The organism is Streptomyces clavuligerus, assembly GCF_005519465.1.
Classification (GTDB): domain Bacteria; phylum Actinomycetota; class Actinomycetes; order Streptomycetales; family Streptomycetaceae; genus Streptomyces; species Streptomyces clavuligerus.
The window spans coordinates 3,133,389-3,151,148 of sequence record NZ_CP027858.1 but is presented as its reverse complement, the minus strand read 5'-3'; the positions used below and the strand labels follow the sequence as shown (position 1 = coordinate 3,151,148).

Genomic DNA, 17,760 nt, shown 5'->3' with positions numbered 1-17,760 from the left:
ACGGTCCGCCGGTGATCTACGCCTTGCTGTCCGTCGTGCTCTCTGCGTTCTCTGCCTTCTCCGCCTTCTCCACGCCGTCGGCGCTGTCCGTGCTGTCGGCGCTGTCGGCGTTCTTGGCGCGCTCGGCTTCGGCTTCGGCTTCGGACGTGTCGTCGGCCTCCGGCTCCACCGCCTTCACCGCCTTCGCCGCTTTCCCGGCCGCGGGCGCCTCGCCGCTGTCGCCACCGTCGTCGAACCGGACGTCCAGAACAGCGTCCAGTTCGGCCGCCCACTGCTTGAGCTGCTCGCGGTTGGACGCCTCGACGTCATTCTCGAACCAGCGCTGCGGCGAGGTGTACACGACGACGCCGAAGCGCCGTCCGAACCGCGGAGTGTCGATCTCCACGGCCTTGATCTCGTCCCAGCCGAACTGCGCTTCCTCGGTGTCCAGCCGGAAGACGATGCCGGAGCCGTCGACGACGATCGCGCCGCGCCGGTCGCTCGCCTCGAAGACGGGTCCTTCGTCCTGCTGCTGCTCCCGTTCCGCCACCTCCCCCCGGGGAGCCTCGTCCTGGGGACCGCTGTCGTCCGCCGGGGCACCGGTCTCGGGGGTCTCCGGGCTCTCGGGCTGCTCCGTCTCCCGTGCAGCGCCCTGGTCGGGGCGTGCGGGAACGAGCCCGGGGATGAACGCCGGGTCGACTCCGGCCGCGTGCGTCGGCGGGGTGCTCTGACCTATGTGCTGCTGCTCCACGGCGAGCAGTATGGCGGACAAAGCTGTGCCCGGCACCCGCCCACGCGGTGGAGTCTTTGCTTCCGCTTGTCGCCCGGAGGGTGCGGGAGGGAGGGGAGGGCACCCGGGTCGGTCAGGGAACCGGACGCTCCGCCGTGCCCTGGGCATTCACCGTTCATCCCCCATTGATTCCGATGACCGCCGCATTCTCGGCATTCCGTTTGAGCGTTCGAATTCACTGCCGGATTCATCCGTGCAGAAAGGTAACTCCGCTGTTCTGAACTCATTAATCCTATGGGAGCATTTGACGTCCACCAGAGCGTGAGGCGACCGGTTGACGGGGGCGCGCATGGATGTGGACATTCACCTTCTGGGACCTGTGCGACTCGGCCGGGGGGCCGGTGCCGTCCCCCTCGGAACGCCCAAGGAACGTCTGTTTCTCGCCGCGCTCGCCTATGACGCCGGGCGCCCGGTCTCCCGGGACGCCCTGGCCCGGCGGCTGTGGGGCGACGTGCTGCCCGACAAGCCGTACGAGAGTCTGTATCCGCACGTCGCCAGGTTGCGCAAGCGCCTGGCGGAGGCCGGGGAGTGCGCCCGGGTCAGCCGGGCGAGCCATACGTACACGCTGGAGATCCCGCCCGAGCGGGTGGACTGCCATCTCTTCCGCACCCTGACGGAACGGGCCCGCGCCCTGATCGACGAGGGGAACGACGCGGAGGCGCTGGAGCTGCTGCGGCGCGGCGAGGAACTGTGGGACGAGCCGCTGGCCGGACTCACGGGCCGCTGGGCGGAGCACATCCGCGCCCTGCTGACCGGGAAGCGGCTCGCCGCCCAGATCACCCGGGTCGACGTCGGCCTCCGGCTCGGGCACTTCACCGAACTCGTCCCCGAGCTGACGGCGCTGCTCGACGATCACCCCATGGACGAGACCCTCGTCGCGCAGTACATGATCGCGGCGTACGGCCGTGGACGGCGCGAGGAGGCGCTGCACCGCTACGACACCGTCCGCCGTCTCCTGCGCCACGAGGCGGGCACCGACCCGGGGGAGCACCTCGCCGGTGTCTACGCCCACATCCTGGGCGGCGGTCCGGTCCATGAGCTGACGCGCTCCCCGGAGCCCGCGCCCGCCGTCCCCCGGACACTGCCCCGCCACGCCGATCTGGTGGGCAGGGAGGAGGAGCTGGCGGCGATCCTCCGGGAGGCCGTTGGTGCCGTTGGTGCCGTTGGTGCCGTTGGTGTCGGCGGTGGCGGTGGCGGTGGTGGTGGCGGTGGTGGTGCCGGGTCCGGGTCCGGGTCCGCCGGGTCCTTCGATCGCGCGGCGGGTGGCGGGATCATTGCGCTCCAGGCGGTCTCCGGCATGCCCGGGGTCGGGAAGACCCTGCTGGCGTGCCATGCCGCGCGACGGCTGGAGCCGTTCTTCCCCGACGGGCAGATCCATCTGCATCTGCGGGCCCATGTCCCCGGACAGCCCCCGCTCACGGCCGAGGAGGCGCTGACCGCGCTGCTGCGCGTCCTCGGGGTCCCGCCCGCGGACATCCCCGACGACCGGGACGCCCTCGTCGGCCTCTGGCGCACGCTCCTCAGCTCCCGGCGGGCCGTGATCGTCCTCGACGACGTGGCGAGCGCCGAACAGCTCGACCCCCTGCTGCCGGGGCCCTCGCCCTCGCTGGTGATCGTGACCAGCAGGCGGCGGATCACCGGCATTCCCGGCATCAGGTCCATCCGGCTCGGGGTGCTGCCCCAGCAGGACGCCATCGCGCTCTTCCGCTCGGTGGCCGGGGAGGACCGCACTCCGCACACCGGCGAAGTCCTGGAGCTGGTACGGCTCGCGGGCTGCTTGCCGCTGGCCCTGGAGATCGCCGCCGGTCGTCTCGCCTCCCGGCCCACCTGGACGACGACCTACTTTCTGCACAAGCTCACGAACAGCGAAAGCAAGCTCAAAGAATTCCGTGACGGAGATCGCGCGGTCGCCCTCACCTTCGACGTGTCCTACCGCGATCTGAGCACCCAAGAAAAAGAATTCTTTCGTTTTCTCGGACTGCGCTTCGGTATCGATGTCGATGTCCACGTGGCCGCCGCTCTCGCCGGCCTCCCCGTCGACCGGGCGGAACGCGTCCTGGAAACGCTCCTCGACGCCCATCTTCTCCAGGAGCCGACACCGGAGCGCTTTGCCCTGCACGATCTGCTCGCGGAGTTCTCGCGTGACCTGGTGGCGGCCGAGGACCCGCCCGCGGCACGCGAGCGGGCCGTCCACCGGCTCGTCGTCTTCTATGTCCGGGCGACCCACGCGGCGGACCTGTTGATCAACCCCCGCCGGCTCCGGCCCGTCCTCTCCCGGCCCGCCTCCGCCGTCGCCCCACCCCCGTGGGACGGCCCGCACGCGGCCCGCCGCTGGATCGCGGCGGAACGCACCGGTCTCATCGCGGCGGAACGCCACTGCCGCGCCACCGGCCACGACCGCGAGGCGGCCCTCCTCGCGGACTCCCTGGCCGGCTTCCTGACGGAGGAGGGCGCCACGGTGGAGGCCCAGCAGATGCACCTGGCCGCCGCCCACCACTGGCAGCGCTCGGGCGACCGGCGGGCGGAGACCCACTCCCTGATGGAGCTGGCCACCGCGCTGTCGTCCCGGGGGGAGTACGAGGAGGCGCTCACCGCGTACGAGCGGGCGATCCAGGGGGGCCGGGAGCTGGGGGACACGGCCTTGTCCACGGAGGCGGTGCATCTCATGGCACTGGTGCTGTGGCACCTCGGGCGGCTGCGGGAGGCACTGGAGCGCCAGCTCGGCACCCTGGCGCTCGTGCTCCGCACGGGGGACACCCTCCAGATCGCCCGCTGCCGGAACAACCTCGGGATCACCCATCTCTACCTCGGTGACTTCGGGGAATCCCAGGAGTATTTCGAGGCCGCGCTCACAGGGTTCCAGACCGTCGGCGACGCCCAGAAGGCGGCCAGTGCGCTCAACAATCTCGCGGATCTCCACACGCGGGCCGGAAATATGCTCGCGGCCCGCGCGATTCTCTATCGGGTCGTGGATATCTTCACCGAACTCGGCAGCCGGTCGGATGTCACCATCGCTCGGACGAATATTGCCGACACCATGGAATCCCCTGCCGAATTGAATTCCATGATGGAGTTGTATCGGGAATCCCTCCGGACTTTCCGGCTGCTCGGGGATCGGCGCAATGCCTCCAAGACCCTCCATGGAATGGGGCGCGCTCTGCACGCGGCGGGTCGGCACCGGGCGGCCGCCGACCACCATCGGCGCGCCCTCGACGTGGCGCGCGGCATCCGGGCGGCCCACGAGGAGATGCAGGCGCTCCACGGACTGGGCCTGGCCGAGGAGGAGTTGGGCGACCTCGGCTCCGCCGTCGGACACATCGCCGCCGCCGTCGAGGTGGCCGTCCGCACCGGGGTGGGCCACGAGGCCGACCGGGCCCGGGCGAGCCTGGCCCGACTGACCGGACGGATGTCCGAGGGCTACTCGTCCGGGGAATTCTGCGCCACCGGGGAATGATGCCCGGCCGTAAGGTGCCGAAATCCGGCCGCGGCGATTTGCCACCTTGATCAGCCTGCTGTAAGCATGGACGAGGGCGGCCCATCAGGAGGCCGCATGTGCAAGTGAAACGAGTACAAGAGAAGAATGAATGCACGCTCTGGGGTGCGGCTCGAAGAGAAAGACTCGGGATCGCGGGGGCCCTATGCCCTGCTTGTGTTCGCCTTGGCGGTTGCCATATGCATTCCCACGTCCGGCGGCAGTGCTGCGGGGATGAAAACGAAGGGGAACGTTCCGGTGGCGGCTCCGCTGACGGACGCCCAGCGGAACGACCCTGTCTGACCCGGTGAACGCCCACCCCGGGCCCGGCCGGGCCCGGGGTGGACTCCGCCGCTCAGGCTTCCGCTTCCGCCGGCGGACCGTCCGCCCCCGCCAGCACGAGCTGCGACAGCGGAGCCCCGTCCCCCGAGTCGAGGCTCACGCGGTACAGCCCCTCCGACGGCACCGCGACCCGCGCCGCGAGCGCGTCACCGCTGCCGCCGCCGCTGCGGTCGTCCTCGTCGTCCCCGTACAGCGCCGCGCGGACCCGGAAGGCACCCCCCGGCGCGCTCTCCTCCGCCACCTTCTCGACCACGCAGTCGAGGCCCGCGGGCCCGTCCGCGCCGTGCACCCGGAGCGTCCAGCGCTTCCCGGGAGCGACGAAGTCCGGCACCTGGAGCCCCAGGCGGGCGGCGGCCTGCGGCGGGCCCAGATGCTCGTCCTCCTCCAGGAACGAGGTCACCGCCTCCAGCGCCGCCTCGCCCTTGGCCAGCGAACCGTGCTGGAGGGCGAACGGCACGGACGAACGCGTCAAAGCGGCGGACTCCTTGTGCACGGTCCCGTCGCCGCCGACATCGAAGCGGCGCGGCGCCCCGTTCTCGTGCCGCATCAGCCCGCCGTCGCCGTGGTGCCGGTACGACAGCTCGTGCGGGACCACCACGCCCTGGCGCAGCTCCAGCGACTGCGCGGTGGGCTGGCTGACGCCGATGACGGCGCGGTGCCCGGGCAGCGGGTGCGCGGCCAGCCGCTCGTGCAGCTCCCGGGAGCGGCGGGCCAGCTCCTCGTCCCCGCCGAGCGCGACGATGTCCGACGGGGTCGGCTTCCGGGCGTCCGCGCCCTCCCCCAGGCAGGTGAACGACGGCAGCAGGTCGTGCAGCCCCGGCATGGTCGCGGCGAGTCGGCGCAGCCTGCCGTGCGGCAGCGGAACGGGGGCGCCGCGCCCCGAGTTGAGGATGACGGCCGCCGCGACCGCGCCCCGGAAGGGCGTCCCGAGGGTGAGGACCCCCCGGGTGTCGCGGGCCAGGTCGGCGTCCGGTCCGTCGCGGAGGGCCGCGAGCGTGAGCAGCCCGCCCATCGAGTGCGCGACGAAGACGAGCCTGCCCTCCCGTTCGTCGACCCGGTGCCTGCGGGCGGCCGTGTGCGCGGGGTGCCGCCGCCACCGCTCCAGGTGCGCGCGGGCCGCCCCGGCGAGCAGGCGCGCGTTGACGGCGACGGGCAGCCGCCAGTCGTACGGGAACTCCAGGACGGCGTCGGGCGAGGCCGCACTCCTGGTGACCGTGCGGACGAGCGCGCCGTACGGCTCGACCCCGCGCAGCACGGGACTCCACGCGGGCACCCGCAGCAGCCGCCGGGCCCGGATGCGGCCGAGGCGCCCCTCCCGTTCCTCGGGGGTGACGTGGAGCCGGTCCAGGCCGCCCGGCAGCGTCCACGCCCGCAGCAGCCAGCGGCTGTCCGACAGGCCCCAGACCACGCGGTCCTGTTCTGTGTCGTACAGCTCGCTGCCCATGATCCCGGGCACCACGACCACGGCGTCCTGGGTCGCGTTGGGGGACACGGGGGGAGGGTCGGGGGAGGGGGGACGGGGACGCTGATTCGCCGTATCCGGCTGCGGGCGTTCGGGCATGGCGAGAACAATAGGAAGCATGGGACGGGGGACGGGCGGACTTGCCGGAATCGAGGAGGACGTCTTACCCGGTGGTGACGGGCGGAGCCCGGGTCGGCGGGACGGGGGCCGTGGTCCGGGCGAGGGGGGCGGCGGCCCCGGCGAGCGGGAGAGCCCGCCGCGCACGCTGCTGACCGTGGCCGTCCGTGACTACCCGGACGAGGACCCGGAGTTCGCGGAGGGCATCGACGAACAGCTCGCCCTGGTCGCGGAGTGGTGGGGCCCGCCCGGGGCGGCGGTGCGGCCGTTCCACCGCGTTCCCCCGCCGGAACTCAGAGAACGCCATGACGTGGAGCGGTTTCTGCACGAGGAAGCCGTACGGGAGATCGCCGGTGAGGCCCTGGTCCTCTTCATCACCGGCCACGGCAGACGTGGCGCCGCGGGATCGCACTTCCTGCAACTGCCCCTGACAGAATCCCCACGGCAGCTCGCGACCGCCTTCCGTACGAGCGACATCGTCGCCGCCGCGCTCGACAGCCGTGCCGAGCACGTCCTCGTCATCGTCAACACCTGCTACGCACGGGGCATCGCCGGGGAACTGAACCGGCTCCACGAGGAGATCCACGCCAACCGCAGACGCGGCGGCAGACTGGACGTCGTCGCGACCTGCGACCACGACCAGCTCGTCCAGGTCCGCCAGTTCCCCTCGGTGATGCGGCGGGTCCTGGAACGGCTGCGCACCAGCGCGCAGATCACCACCGAGTGGCTGAGCGTGGGCCAGTTGCTGACGGAGTTCGAGAACGAGCTGGGGACGGACGCGAAACGGCGCAAGCACCGGCTGCACCACGTGCTCGACGGCGGTGGCTTCACCACACCGACCCCCTGTCTGCCGAACCCGGGATTCCGGCCCGTGCGCTCCCCGGTGGGGCCCGCCCGCCGACAGGTCGCCACCCCGGTGGAGGACATCGACATCTGGCTCGCACGGGCCAGCGGACGGACCCGGGACACCGACCCCGGCTGGTACTTCAGCGGGCGCGGACGCCTCAACCGGGAGCTGACGGCGTTCCTCACCGGCCCCCGGGGAGTGCTGCTGCTGACCGGGAGCGCGGGCAGCGGCAAGTCGGCCGTCCTGGGGCGGGCCGTGACCCTCAGCGACCCGTCCTTCCGCGACCACCCCCGCTACCGCGCCGCCCTCGCGTCGGCGCCGCCGGGCACCGTCCCGCCCGAGGGCTCCGTGTCCGTGGCCGTGCCCGCCCGTCGGCGCTCGGCCGCCGAGCTGTTGCGGGAGGTGCTGCTCGGGCTGGAGATCGAGCCACGGGCCGCCGGTCCCGCGGACGACCCGGCGGAGCTGTGGGCGGCGCAGCTCGACGGCTTTCTGCGGAAGCCGGGCGACACGCTCACGGTGGTGATCGACGGACTGGACGAGGCGCTCGAACCGTTCCAGACGGTGCAGAGCGTCCTCGTCCCGCTGACGGAGCACTGCGGTGCGGGTGCGGGTGCGGGTGCGGCTGCGGGTGTGGGCTCCGGTTCCGGTTCCGTTTGCGGAGCCGGTGCGGCGCCCGGGGGCGGGAGGCCGGTGCGGCTGCTGATCGGGGTGCGCAGCAGCCGCCCGGACGAGGAACGGCCGGGCGTGCTGAGCGAACCGGGGCTGCTCGCCGCGGTACTGGAGGTCTTCCCGGGGGCGTCGGTGCTGCGGACGGACGACACCGGCAGCCGTGAGGACATCGCCGACTATGTGCGGGCGCTCATGGAGTCACCACCTGTTGACGTGGCCGCGGCCGCGGGTACAGGTACGGACGGGCCCGGCGCGGACGGGGCGGCCCCGGTCCCCCCGGGCGGCGGGCGCGATGCCCGCCGTGCGGCGCTGACCGTGGCCGCCGCGGTCTGGCCGTCGTTCCTGGACGCCCGGCTGGCGGGCGAGCAGCTACGGGCGGCGGCGGACCCGGACGCGCTGATCGCCGGTCCGGGCTGGCTGGATCTGCTGCACGAAGGCACGAAGGGGCTGCTTCGGCGGGATCTCGCGCTGGTGGCGGAGGAGGGCCTGCCGGCGGATGTGGCGCTGGCCCTGCTGCGGGCGGGGGCCTTCGCCCTGGGTGCGGGCATCCCCTGGTCGAACGTCTGGCCCGCGATGGCCGGAGCACTGCTGGGACGGCCGGTCGAGCAGCCGGACGAGGCGATCGCCACCCTGCTGAGGAGCCGTCTCGCCGGGTATCTGGCGCACGACCACGAGGACGACCGGCTGGTGTACCGGCCCGCGCACCAGAGACTGGCGGAGGTGCTCCAGGACCCCCGCCAGGATCTGCTCATGGCGGCAGCGGAGGCAGCGGAGGCAGCGGAGGCAGCGGAGGCATCGGCGGCGGGCGCGGCGGGCGCGGCGCCGGGCGCGTCGCGGACGGAGGACCCGGACGGACGGAACGCGGCCGGGCCGCGGGAACCGGAGGCGGCGGAATGAGCGGACCAGGATCGGGACCGGGCCCAGGGCCGGCACCGGGACCCGGGCCCGGCGGCCGGCCGGAAGGCGGGGCAGGCGCCTGGGACGCGCCGGACGAGGCCCACCGGCTCATCGCGAAGGCGCTGGCCGACCTCGTGGCCGAGGACCCGGCCGTCCCGCCGCACCCCTACCTCAGCCGGCACCTCGCCGCCCACGCCGCCCGGGGCGAAGTGCTCGACGACGACCACGTCCCCCCGGCCCTGCTCCCCTGGGAGACGAGCCGGAACGTACGCGCCCTGCTGCGCCGGACGGGCCCCGGGAACCAGCGGGAGTGGCTGAAGGCATGGGCCCGGATCGAGCCGTTCGTCCGGGACGCCGACCCGGAGTCCCGGCTCACGAGTCTGCATCTGGCCCACCACACCGCCACCCGGCCCCGCACCCCGTTCACCGCTCCGGCAGCGGCTCCGACGGCGGCGGCGGGCGGGGCCCCGGCGGCGGGTTCGCGCGTCACCCCGCTGTGGAGCGACTGGACCGCCCCGGACAATGTCCTGGCCGTCTGCGGAGCCCCCGTCGAGTCGCTGACCCACCTCACGTCCTCCCCCGGCCGGACCCTGCTCGTCAGCGGGGACCGCGAGGGGACCATCCGCAGATGGGAGACGCACGGCGGCACCTTCGGCGCCCCGCTGCGCGCGCACGGAGGGGCCGTTCAGCATCTGCTGCCCCTCGGTGGCGAACTGCTGGTGTCCGGCGGGGCCGACGGGGCGGTACGCGTCTGGAACGCCGTCCGCGGACAGTTGCTCACCGAGGCCGCGCACCGCCCCCGTACCTGGGTCAGCGGCCTCACCCTGTTCGCGCCGCCGCCTCCGCATCCACCGCTGTGCCTCCTCGTCGCCCACAGCGACGGGCGGCTCATGGCGCTGGACACCGTCGCTTTCCGGCCTGTCGACCTGTCCCTCCCGGAACTCGACGAGGCTCCGGCGATCGTCGTCGGCGTGGGCGGAGCCACCGGTGCCGACAGTGCCGACAGCGCCGACAGTGCCATGCGCGGGGACATGTGCCTGGTCGTCGCACAGGGACAGGGGGTCGGTCGCTGGCGGCCGGGCGAGGACGCCGTCACCCGGATCGCGGAGCACCGGGACGAGGTGCGGGCGGCGGTGGCGCTGTCCCCTGACGCCGGGGGAGATGGCCGGTTCGCGACGTGCGACGAATCCGGGGCCATCCGGTTCTGGGACGCGGCGAGCGGCCGGGAGACGGCGGCGGCCGACCCGTCCCCGGGCGTCCCGGTCACCGCCCTCGCCGCGCTGCGCGTGGACGGACGCCCCGCCGTGGTCTCCGCGGGCGTCGACCACACCCTCCGGCTGTGGGACGCCGGTACCGGCCGCCCGATCGGCGCCCCGTTCGAAGGGCACACCGCCTCCCCCGTGGCGCTGACGGCGCTGCCGGACGAGGCCCGGCACCTCGTCTCCGCCGGGATGGACGGCACACTGCGCCGCTGGCGGGCGGCGGGCCACGGCAGCCGCCCCGCGCGGCCCGCCCGCCGCCCGGTCACCGCCGCGGCCCTGCCCGGCCCGGAGGTCCCCGCGGGCCCGGGGCTGCCCGTCGCCGTGGCCGACGCCGACACGGCCGGGGTGTGGAACGCGGAGACGGGCCGGAGCCTCGCCCTGCCCGCCGACGGGACGACGGTGACCGCCTTCGCCTGGACGACGGTCGGGGGCGAACCCCTGCTGCTGAGCGCGCACAGCGACGCCGGGCTGCGGCTGTGGTCCATCGGCGGGGACGGCGCCGTGGCCCACCGGGGCGAGCTGGTGCGCCACAGCCTGCCGGTGCGGGCCATGGTCGCCTTCCGGGAACGGGGACCGACCGGGCGGGAACTGCTCGCCACCGGCGGGGCGGACGGCTCCGTATGCCTGTGGGACCTGGTGGAACGCCGTCTGCTGAGCGCGTCGGACCGGCACATGCTCAGCGTCCGGGGACTCACCGTGCTCGACACCGGCGCCCGCGAGGGCGACGGCGGCGGAGGCGGGCCGTTCGTCGTGTCGGCGGGGGCCGACGGGACCCTGCGGCTCTGGGACACGGCGGGCGATTCGGCCGATCTGCTCGCGCGACCGCCGGTCCACTGCGGCCAGCGCGGTGTCCATGCTGTGGCGGCCGTGGCGACCGGCGACGGCGGTGCCCCCCTCGTCGCCTCCGGCGGCGAGGACGGCACCGTACGCCTGTGGGACTCCGCGACCCTGTCGCCCGTGGGCGCGCCCCTGGACGCCGCCGACGGCCCCGTGACGGCGCTCGCGTCCTTCCGCACCCCCTCCGGCCACCCCTGTCTCGCGGCGGCGGGCCCCGGCGGCACCGTGCATCTGTGGGACGTCCCCGGCCGGACCCGGCTGCTGCGGCTGGTGACCGGCGCCCCGCTGAACACGCTCGCGGTACGGGAGCCGAACGCGCCGGGGCCGGGGGCGGGCGGCGGCAGCCCCGTCCTCCTCGTGGCGGGGAAGGCGGGCGTCTGTGTCTTCGGCCTGGACCTGGAGCGCCGGTGAGACGGGCATGCGCCGCCGCGGTGCCTCCGCGCCCCCCTGGTGCGCCTCCCCGGTCCCGGCGAACCGGCCACCCCTCGGAACACCCTGCGCGAGAATGATCGCCCGCCTGTTCCGGCGTGCCAGCGACCACCGGCCCAGCAGCGAGGACGCATGAACCCCGGCTCCGCGGCGACGAAAGCCGCTTCCTTACCGTTCCTCCCATTGCTCCCATTACTCCCGGTCCTCTGGGCACAGCGGATACGCCCGGTGCGCCTGATGCGGCCCGTGCCGCGCGTGCGACAGGGAGGGCAGGTGCGGCAGGCGGAGCGGGTGCGGCACGCGGGGGCCGCACCGGCGGGACCGGCCGCACAAGCCGCGGGGGATACGCGGGGCACGTGGGGCAGCCAGGGCAGACGGGACACACGGAAGCCGGGGGTGCGGATCTGATGCCGTCGTCCGACAACGGTTCGGTCACCCTCCTCCCGGCGCCGGAACGCGGTGTGTGGCGCCTGGGCAAGCGCAGGAACCCGGTGGAGTACAACACGCTGGAACCGGAGACCAGCCAGGGCTCCAGCGCCGGACGCTTCAGCCTCGCCACCTACGGAATGCTCTACTGCGCGGCCGACCCGGCCGGCTGCTACGCCGAGGCCCTGGCCCACTTCCGGGTGCACCCGGAGATGCGGGCCCTCATCGGCGGCGACTGGGACGGCCGCCCGAGCACCATGAAGCTCGGCCAGCTCACCTCGGGCTGGCGCCAGGACCACATCCTGGTCCGGATCGTGGCCACGGAGGAGACGTGGTTCCTCGACGTCGACTCACCGGCGACCCGCGCGGTGCTGACGGAGGAACTCCACGGCGAGCTGGGGGCGTGGGGGGTCGAGGGCCCGCTCTCCGACGAGCACATCCACGGCCGTGACCGCAGGATCGCCCGCCAGATAGCCGCCTGGACCGTCGCCCAGCGCAACCCGGACGGCCATCGGCTGGCCCATGGCATCGCCTACCGCTCCGGCTACGGGGGCCGCCAGTGCTGGGCGGTCCTGAGCGATGTCGACCTGGAACCGGCCGAGCAGCGTGCCATCCGGCTGGAGGACCCCGACCTCCAGGACGTCGCGAGGGAGTACGGCCTCCGGCTCTTCTGAGCCCCGGCCGGGCCCGGACCGAGCCCTTCGGGCCGTCCGGGATCCCCGGGATCGCCCGATCGGGCGGTGATCGGAGACGGCCGGAGGAGCCGCCGGAAGCGACTTCGGTCACAGATCATCCGTCCCCTCGCCGCGGACCCCGAGGTCGGAAGGGTGTGACCGGCTTTTGGGGAGGGATTTCCGGTGGGATTAAAGGGGGGAAGGGGGTGGAGTGATCAGGGTGTTGATGGGTAGACTCCCCCAAGACAGACCTGAGGAGACGTCATGTTGACGCATCGCCAGTTGCTCATGTCCACACCGCCGTCCACCCCGGGCGACTCGTGTGCGGCGTCACCGGCTCCGTGTCTCCATGCCTTCCTCGGCAGTATCGGCACGCCCGTCCGCAGCACGGTGGCCGGGCGCCACGGACTACCCACCGTCACTGCTCTCGGGAATCCGTGACCATCCGTCACCCACGGCCTGCCGACAGGGCTCTCGCTCGCCCCGACCAGGGCTTGAGCGAGCCGACGGCGCGGAATCCCACGGACCGCCCTCGTCCCTGAACCGGCCCCGGGCGGCAGGCCGCTGATCACCCTTCGCCGAGGTGCCCAGTGCTGCCCCGGCGAGGAGGAACGAGGAGATCATGGAAACCACCCTGCGAGACCCCGGAACCGAGGCCGCCGCCCACGCGGACACCGTTCAGACGACGATCGCCGACATCGCGCGCTTCCTCCAGGAGAACTTCGGCCAACGCCTGGCGGCCTTCATCGCGGGCATCGAGGACCCCAAGCAGGTCGGCAAGTGGTGCAGTTCCCAGAACGCCCCACGGGTCGACTCCGAGCTGCGTCTGCGCGCCGCCTACCAGGTCTTCCAGATGATCACCCTCGCCGAGAACTGTCACACGGCCCGCGCCTGGATGATCGGCATGAACCCCCAGCTGGAAGACGACTCCCCCATCCAGGCCGTCGCCGCCGACCGCCACAAGGACGTCATGGCCGCCGCCCGCTCCTACATCAAGGGCGACCTCTGACCACCCGAAGGGCCGCACCACGAACGGTGGGGCCTCTCGGCGGCGTGCCCGGCGACCCGGAGCCGCCACCACCTCGCCTCCACGCCCATCGGCTGCGGCCGGCCGGCCGGTCCGCGCCGGGCGATCATCATGCGATCCCCAGGCGCCGCCGAGTCCACGAGCCGGTCGCGGTCACTGCACGTGCTTGCCGCCTCACCGCAGAGGCCCGCCACAGGCTGACTGGGACGGAAACTGGGACGGAGGACGTCGAAGGGCCCCGCTGCAAGCTTGAGTTCTAGTGGTCGTCGCAACACCCCAGCTCAGGGGATGCGATGGACTTCGAGGTTCGGGCGGATCGACGGCCACAGGGGCCCAAGAAGTTGAGCCGCGAGCGGGAGACTTACCTTCTGCTCGTGGATCAAGGAACTACTCACCTGGACGCCTGCCGGATCGTTGGCATCAACGACCGGACAGGCAGGCGATGGCGTAATGGCCGGCAGGCGTCCGGGAAGAACAAAGCGGCGCCGCCCCTCGTGGCAACGGGGCCGTGGCGGTACACCGAGGACCCAGAACCGGCGACTGCCCCCGAGGACGACGCTCCTTCGCGCTACCTGTGCGAGGCGGACCGGATTCACATAGCCGACCGCCTCCGGGAAAAGGCATCAGTCCGCACGATCGCCGCCGAGCTGGGACGCAGCCCGTCCACGATCAGCCGGGAGATCCGCCGCAACCGCACGGTCCTGCCCAGCGGCCAGTGGTACTACCGACCGCACGCGGCCCACCGGCGGGCAATCCGGCGTCGGCCTCGGCCGAAAGTCGGCAAGATCGGCCAGAACCCGGAGCTCCGTGACTTCGTCCAGCATCACCTGGCCTTGCGCTGGAGCCCGGAGCAGATCTGCCACGTTCTGCGCAGACGCTTTCCCGACCGGCCGGAGATGCACGTGGTCCACGAGACGATCTACCAGGCGCTCTACGTCCAGGGCCGCGGCGAGCTGAAGCGGGAACTGACCCGCGCTCTGCGGACCGGACGCGCAGTACGCCAGCCCCACCGCCACTCAGCACGCCGCAGGAAGCGGTTCCCCCACCCAATGGTCATGATCAGCGAACGGCCCGCAGAAGCCGCTGACCGAGCCGTCCCGGGACATTGGGAGGGCGACCTGATCGTCGGCAGCAGCTCCCGCTCCGCCATCGCCACCCTGGTCGAACGCAGCACCCGCTACCTGATGCTGGTCCACCTTCCCAACGGCCACGGAGCCGCCGCCGTCCGCAAGGCACTGGTCGACACGGTCCAAACCCTGCCGCCCCACCTGAAGCGGTCCTTGACCTGGGACCAGGGCCCCGAGATGGCTGCCCACCACGCCTTCAGCGTCGCCACGGACGTGCCGGTCTACTTCTGCGACCCCGCCAGCCCCTGGCAGCGAGGCTCGAACGAGAACACCAATGGCCTCCTGCGGCAGTACTTTCCCAAGGGCAGCAGCCTGTCCGGCCACACCCGCGACCACCTCGACGCAGTCGCAGCCGAACTCAACAGCCGCCCACGCAAGACGCTCGGCTGGGAAACCCCAGCCGAGCGTCTGTCTAAACTGCTCGCCACCACACGTCAGTGATCACGTGTTGCAACGATCCCTGGAATTCGCCAAGCAGCGGGGCCCTTCGACGTTAGCGCCCGGTGAGGCACTGGCGGAGGATACGAGATTCGAACTCGTGAGGGGTTGCCCCCAACACGCTTTCCAAATGTTCGTACGGGGTCCGGGGAAGATCAGGAACGTTCTGACCTGCAGGAGAGGCGCTGGTCGACGGCCCCCTAAACGGCCCCGTACGTAGGGGAATGAGACCAGAACTGAGACCACAAAGCCGGGTCAATCTGCCGGGTCGGCAGCCCGGCTCCTTAGCCGGTCACGACGTGTGGCGGCCAGATCGATGGTGTTCAGCTCGAACAGGGCTGCGTACCGACAGTGTGGCATTGGTGAACTTCCTCAGGGCATAGGAACCCGCGATGTGGCCGTGTCCCTCGACGTTCCGGAGGAGTAGAACGTGTCGAAAACCGATCTTGGGGCGCTCGTCGTCGCTGCTTGGGCAGTGTCGATATGGGCCCTGACCACGACGGCAACGTCGCAGCGCCGACAGAACAGAACGCTCTTGGAACGGATCTGCTGGGATCACGCGCGGGCACGCGCAAGACGGCGCCGCGCGTACCTGGTGCGCCAGGTACGCGACAGCCCTTTGGCGACGCGTCCAGACCATCCGACGCTGGACTACTTGCAGCGCGAAGACGTCCTGTATCAGGTGTCCCGGAGAGCACTCGCTCTCAAGATGATCGTCCCTGTCTCGACGTCCGTCTCAGCGGGTGTTGCACTTGCGGCAGCCGCTCTTCAACGCACAAGCTGGCACGTTTGGCGCGACGCGATCGCCTCACTTGTCGCAAACCAGGGCATGCGACGGTGGACAACCGAGGCTGTGACGGTCACGGTGCGTAGGGCCTATGAGGCACTTCTCCAGCCGTTGGAGGTAACGGGGAAGGAGCCTCCGATGGTGTCGCCCTTCAACTCTCCGCACGTTGTGGCAGTGCGAGCGTTGGAAGACTTCGCCATCGCGCTGGAGAGGTATGCCGTGCAACGTGCTCTTCCTGACGGCCGTAACCCCATGCCCCAGGTCGTGGCCCGGTTCGCAGCTGCCGCCGCCCTCGTGCGTGAGCTTGGGGAAGGGGTTGAGCTCGATCGGATCGACGGTGCGAAGCGTGCTCTGCTCGAAGTGGAGCGAATGCTGAAAGTGCTCGCCAGCGGCCGACTGCAAGATCTCGCCCCCGGAGCCGTATCCGCCGATGGACTGTTGCACAGTCACCGCGAGCGCAGAGCGTGGCGGCAGCAGGCGCTGCGGGGATCTGCGTTCACCCTGTGTCTCGCTGGCATCGTCTTTGCCCTGGCCTCGTCAGCTGTGGGCGTTGCCTTGGCCACGGCCGCCGCTGCGGTAGTAGTGACTATCTGGGGCAATATCCTTCGTCTCGCCACCAACTCGGAAGCGGCTAGGCCAGCGAGCCCCTGACCGATGATGAACGACTCGGATCGGGGCCTCAACGGCTTGTCTCCTGAATGGCGCTGGACAGTATGTAGTTCGCCGTGACTACTGATCGGCTCGGTTACAGCTCGCGTAGGTTCGTCAGGGCCCGACCGATGAGCATGGGAGCTGCCTGACGACCGCCGAAGCATGGCTCACCCAGGGCGCCGTCGGGACAAGCAGGAACCTCTGCCCAGACGATCTTCCCGGGGTGTGGCTGTGTGGGAGAGCAGCCCCAGCGGCTGGCCATGGTCTGGACGAGCGCAAGTCCCCGGCCCCCGGTGGCGCTGGTGTCATGGGCCCGAGGCGTTGGCGGTCGCGGGTCGGGGTCACTGACCGCGAGGACGATACCGCCGTCTGTGGGCCAGAGCATGAGCACGATCGTGCCGATGCCGACGGAATGAGAGGCCGCTCCAGACGTCTTCGCGGGGCGTGCGTGCTGGATCGCGTTGGTGGCCAGCTCCGAGACGAGGAGTCGGGCCACTTCGATGCCCTCGTCGGGGAAGCGCCAGCGCTGTAGGACGTCGACGGCGTGGCGGCGGGCCCAGGAGGCGCGTTGGGGGTGGCGGCGAGGGTCAGCTCGCTGATGGTCAGTGGGACTTGGTTCATGCGGGTAGCTCCCCCGACGGTGTTGTCGTACGGAAGTGGGGCGCTGTGGCGGAGGCCCGCGGGGCCGGGACGGCTGAGGACGGGGCGTCCCGGCCCCGCAGGCTGCTTGAGGCGCTACTTCGTGGCGACGACGTACACGCTGCCCCAGCGGCGCTTCGGGTTGGCCATGGCGGGATCGAACGTCCAGGGCTCGACGGCGGTGAAGCCAGCCTCGGTGAAGAGCTGGACGAGCTTCTCGTGGTCGTAGGCCCACAGGTGCGGGGTGTACATGGGGTCGTCGTCCTGGTCGCGGAAGACGAGGTTCACGAGGTCGAGCCGGGTGTTGATGTCACCGTGGCAGTCACGCTTGGCGTACCAGCGCTCGGTCGTCTCGTCGGTGGGGTCCAAGGGGCCGGGGTACTGGTTCAGGGCGAAGGTGGCGTCAGGGACGCCGGTGACGATCCGGCCGCCGGGCACGAGGACGCGGTGGGCCTCGCGGACGTAGTGCTTGGCCGAGCGCGGGTAGTCGATGTGCTCCAGGAAGTGCTCGGAGAAGATCTCCTTGGTGCTGTCGTCCTGGAGGGGGACGCCCTCGCGGATGTCCCAGAGGAGGTCGGCCGGCGGGACGAGGTCGATGTTGAAGAAGCCACCGATGCGGTGGGCTCCGCCGCCGATCTGGACCTTGGCGGGCTGGTCGTCGATCCGGCCGTTGGGCCAGGCGCGTCGGCTGGAGTGGTGGTAGCGGTGGAGTTCGATCTCCTTGGCGGCGGCCCGGAGGGTGCGGGCGAGGCCGTGGGTGGTGGCGGGGTCGGCGAGTACGGAGGCGATCTGCTCGCCGAGGAGGTCGACGGAGGGCATGCCGGAGGGACTCATCACGGATCTCCTGCGTGTGAGGTTGCTCGGGATGGGGCGGGCCGCGGATGGCGG

The 17,760-nt window shown here is 71.9% G+C and carries 11 protein-coding genes; 7 read left to right on the top strand and 4 right to left on the bottom strand.

What is annotated here, in order from left to right:
• Positions 1–16: 16 nt before the first annotated feature.
• The gene (locus CRV15_RS13190; RefSeq protein ID WP_003955031.1) at positions 17–730 is read right to left on the bottom strand and encodes a hypothetical protein; all 714 of its coding nucleotides are present in this window, start codon (positions 728–730) and stop codon (positions 17–19) included.
• A 358-nt stretch (positions 731–1,088) separates the two neighbouring features.
• On the opposite strand from CRV15_RS13190, the gene CRV15_RS13185 reads away from it, so the two are divergent.
• Positions 1,089–4,223, top strand: coding sequence for an AfsR/SARP family transcriptional regulator (locus tag CRV15_RS13185; protein ID WP_230864149.1), 3,135 nt, complete (start codon positions 1,089–1,091; stop codon positions 4,221–4,223).
• A gap of 373 nt (positions 4,224–4,596) precedes the next feature.
• Here the strand turns inward: CRV15_RS13185 and CRV15_RS13175 are convergent, their stop codons facing one another.
• On the bottom strand, positions 4,597–6,075 hold the full coding sequence (locus CRV15_RS13175; RefSeq protein ID WP_009996954.1) for a lipase/acyltransferase domain-containing protein: 1,479 nt from the start codon (positions 6,073–6,075) through the stop codon (positions 4,597–4,599).
• Between the two features lie 88 nt (positions 6,076–6,163).
• Here CRV15_RS13175 and CRV15_RS13170 point away from each other — a divergent pair, with 88 nt between their 5' ends.
• The 6 genes from CRV15_RS13170 to CRV15_RS13145 all read left to right on the top strand — a co-directional run bounded on the left by CRV15_RS13170 (position 6,164) and on the right by CRV15_RS13145 (position 16,233).
• The gene (locus CRV15_RS13170) at positions 6,164–8,575 is read left to right on the top strand and encodes a hypothetical protein (protein WP_003955027.1); all 2,412 of its coding nucleotides are present in this window, start codon (positions 6,164–6,166) and stop codon (positions 8,573–8,575) included.
• Complete coding sequence (locus CRV15_RS13165) at positions 8,572–11,085, top strand: WD40 repeat domain-containing protein (RefSeq protein ID WP_003961195.1); 2,514 nt, start codon at positions 8,572–8,574, stop codon at positions 11,083–11,085. Before CRV15_RS13170 ends, CRV15_RS13165 begins: the two co-directional genes overlap by 4 nt.
• Positions 11,086–11,510: 425 nt before the next feature.
• On the top strand, positions 11,511–12,203 hold the full coding sequence (locus CRV15_RS13160) for an RES domain-containing protein (RefSeq protein WP_003955024.1): 693 nt from the start codon (positions 11,511–11,513) through the stop codon (positions 12,201–12,203).
• A gap of 622 nt (positions 12,204–12,825) precedes the next feature.
• The gene (locus CRV15_RS13155) at positions 12,826–13,212 is read left to right on the top strand and encodes a hypothetical protein (RefSeq protein WP_003955022.1); all 387 of its coding nucleotides are present in this window, start codon (positions 12,826–12,828) and stop codon (positions 13,210–13,212) included.
• A 311-nt stretch (positions 13,213–13,523) separates the two neighbouring features.
• On the top strand, positions 13,524–14,798 hold the full coding sequence (locus CRV15_RS13150) for an IS30 family transposase (RefSeq protein WP_003955020.1): 1,275 nt from the start codon (positions 13,524–13,526) through the stop codon (positions 14,796–14,798).
• 652 nt (positions 14,799–15,450) lie between these two features.
• Positions 15,451–16,233 (top strand): hypothetical protein, encoded by a 783-nt coding sequence (locus tag CRV15_RS13145; RefSeq protein ID WP_230864150.1) that lies wholly within the window; start codon positions 15,451–15,453, stop codon positions 16,231–16,233.
• 94 nt (positions 16,234–16,327) lie between these two features.
• Here CRV15_RS13145 and CRV15_RS36700 read toward each other — a convergent pair whose 3' ends face one another.
• Positions 16,328–17,002, bottom strand: a complete 675-nt coding sequence (locus tag CRV15_RS36700) for an ATP-binding protein (protein WP_231406015.1) — start codon at positions 17,000–17,002, stop codon at positions 16,328–16,330.
• On the bottom strand, positions 16,969–17,706 hold the full coding sequence (locus tag CRV15_RS13135; RefSeq protein ID WP_003961199.1) for a class I SAM-dependent methyltransferase: 738 nt from the start codon (positions 17,704–17,706) through the stop codon (positions 16,969–16,971). Before CRV15_RS13135 ends, CRV15_RS36700 begins: the two co-directional genes overlap by 34 nt.
• Between the last annotated feature and the right edge of the window lie 54 nt (positions 17,707–17,760).

Bases quoted from the DNA above. Each gene is read 5' to 3' on its own strand.
- CRV15_RS13160 (WP_003955024.1), top strand. From the start codon at position 11,511: ATGCCGTCGTCCGACAACGGTTCGGTCACCCTCCTCCCGGCGCCGGAA.
- CRV15_RS13150 (WP_003955020.1), top strand. From the start codon at position 13,524: ATGGACTTCGAGGTTCGGGCGGATCGACGGCCACAGGGGCCCAAGAAG.
- CRV15_RS13170 (WP_003955027.1), top strand. From the start codon at position 6,164: ATGGGACGGGGGACGGGCGGACTTGCCGGAATCGAGGAGGACGTCTTA.
- CRV15_RS13135 (WP_003961199.1), bottom strand. From the start codon at position 17,706: ATGAGTCCCTCCGGCATGCCCTCCGTCGACCTCCTCGGCGAGCAGATC.
- CRV15_RS13155 (WP_003955022.1), top strand. From the start codon at position 12,826: ATGGAAACCACCCTGCGAGACCCCGGAACCGAGGCCGCCGCCCACGCG.
- CRV15_RS13165 (WP_003961195.1), top strand. From the start codon at position 8,572: ATGAGCGGACCAGGATCGGGACCGGGCCCAGGGCCGGCACCGGGACCC.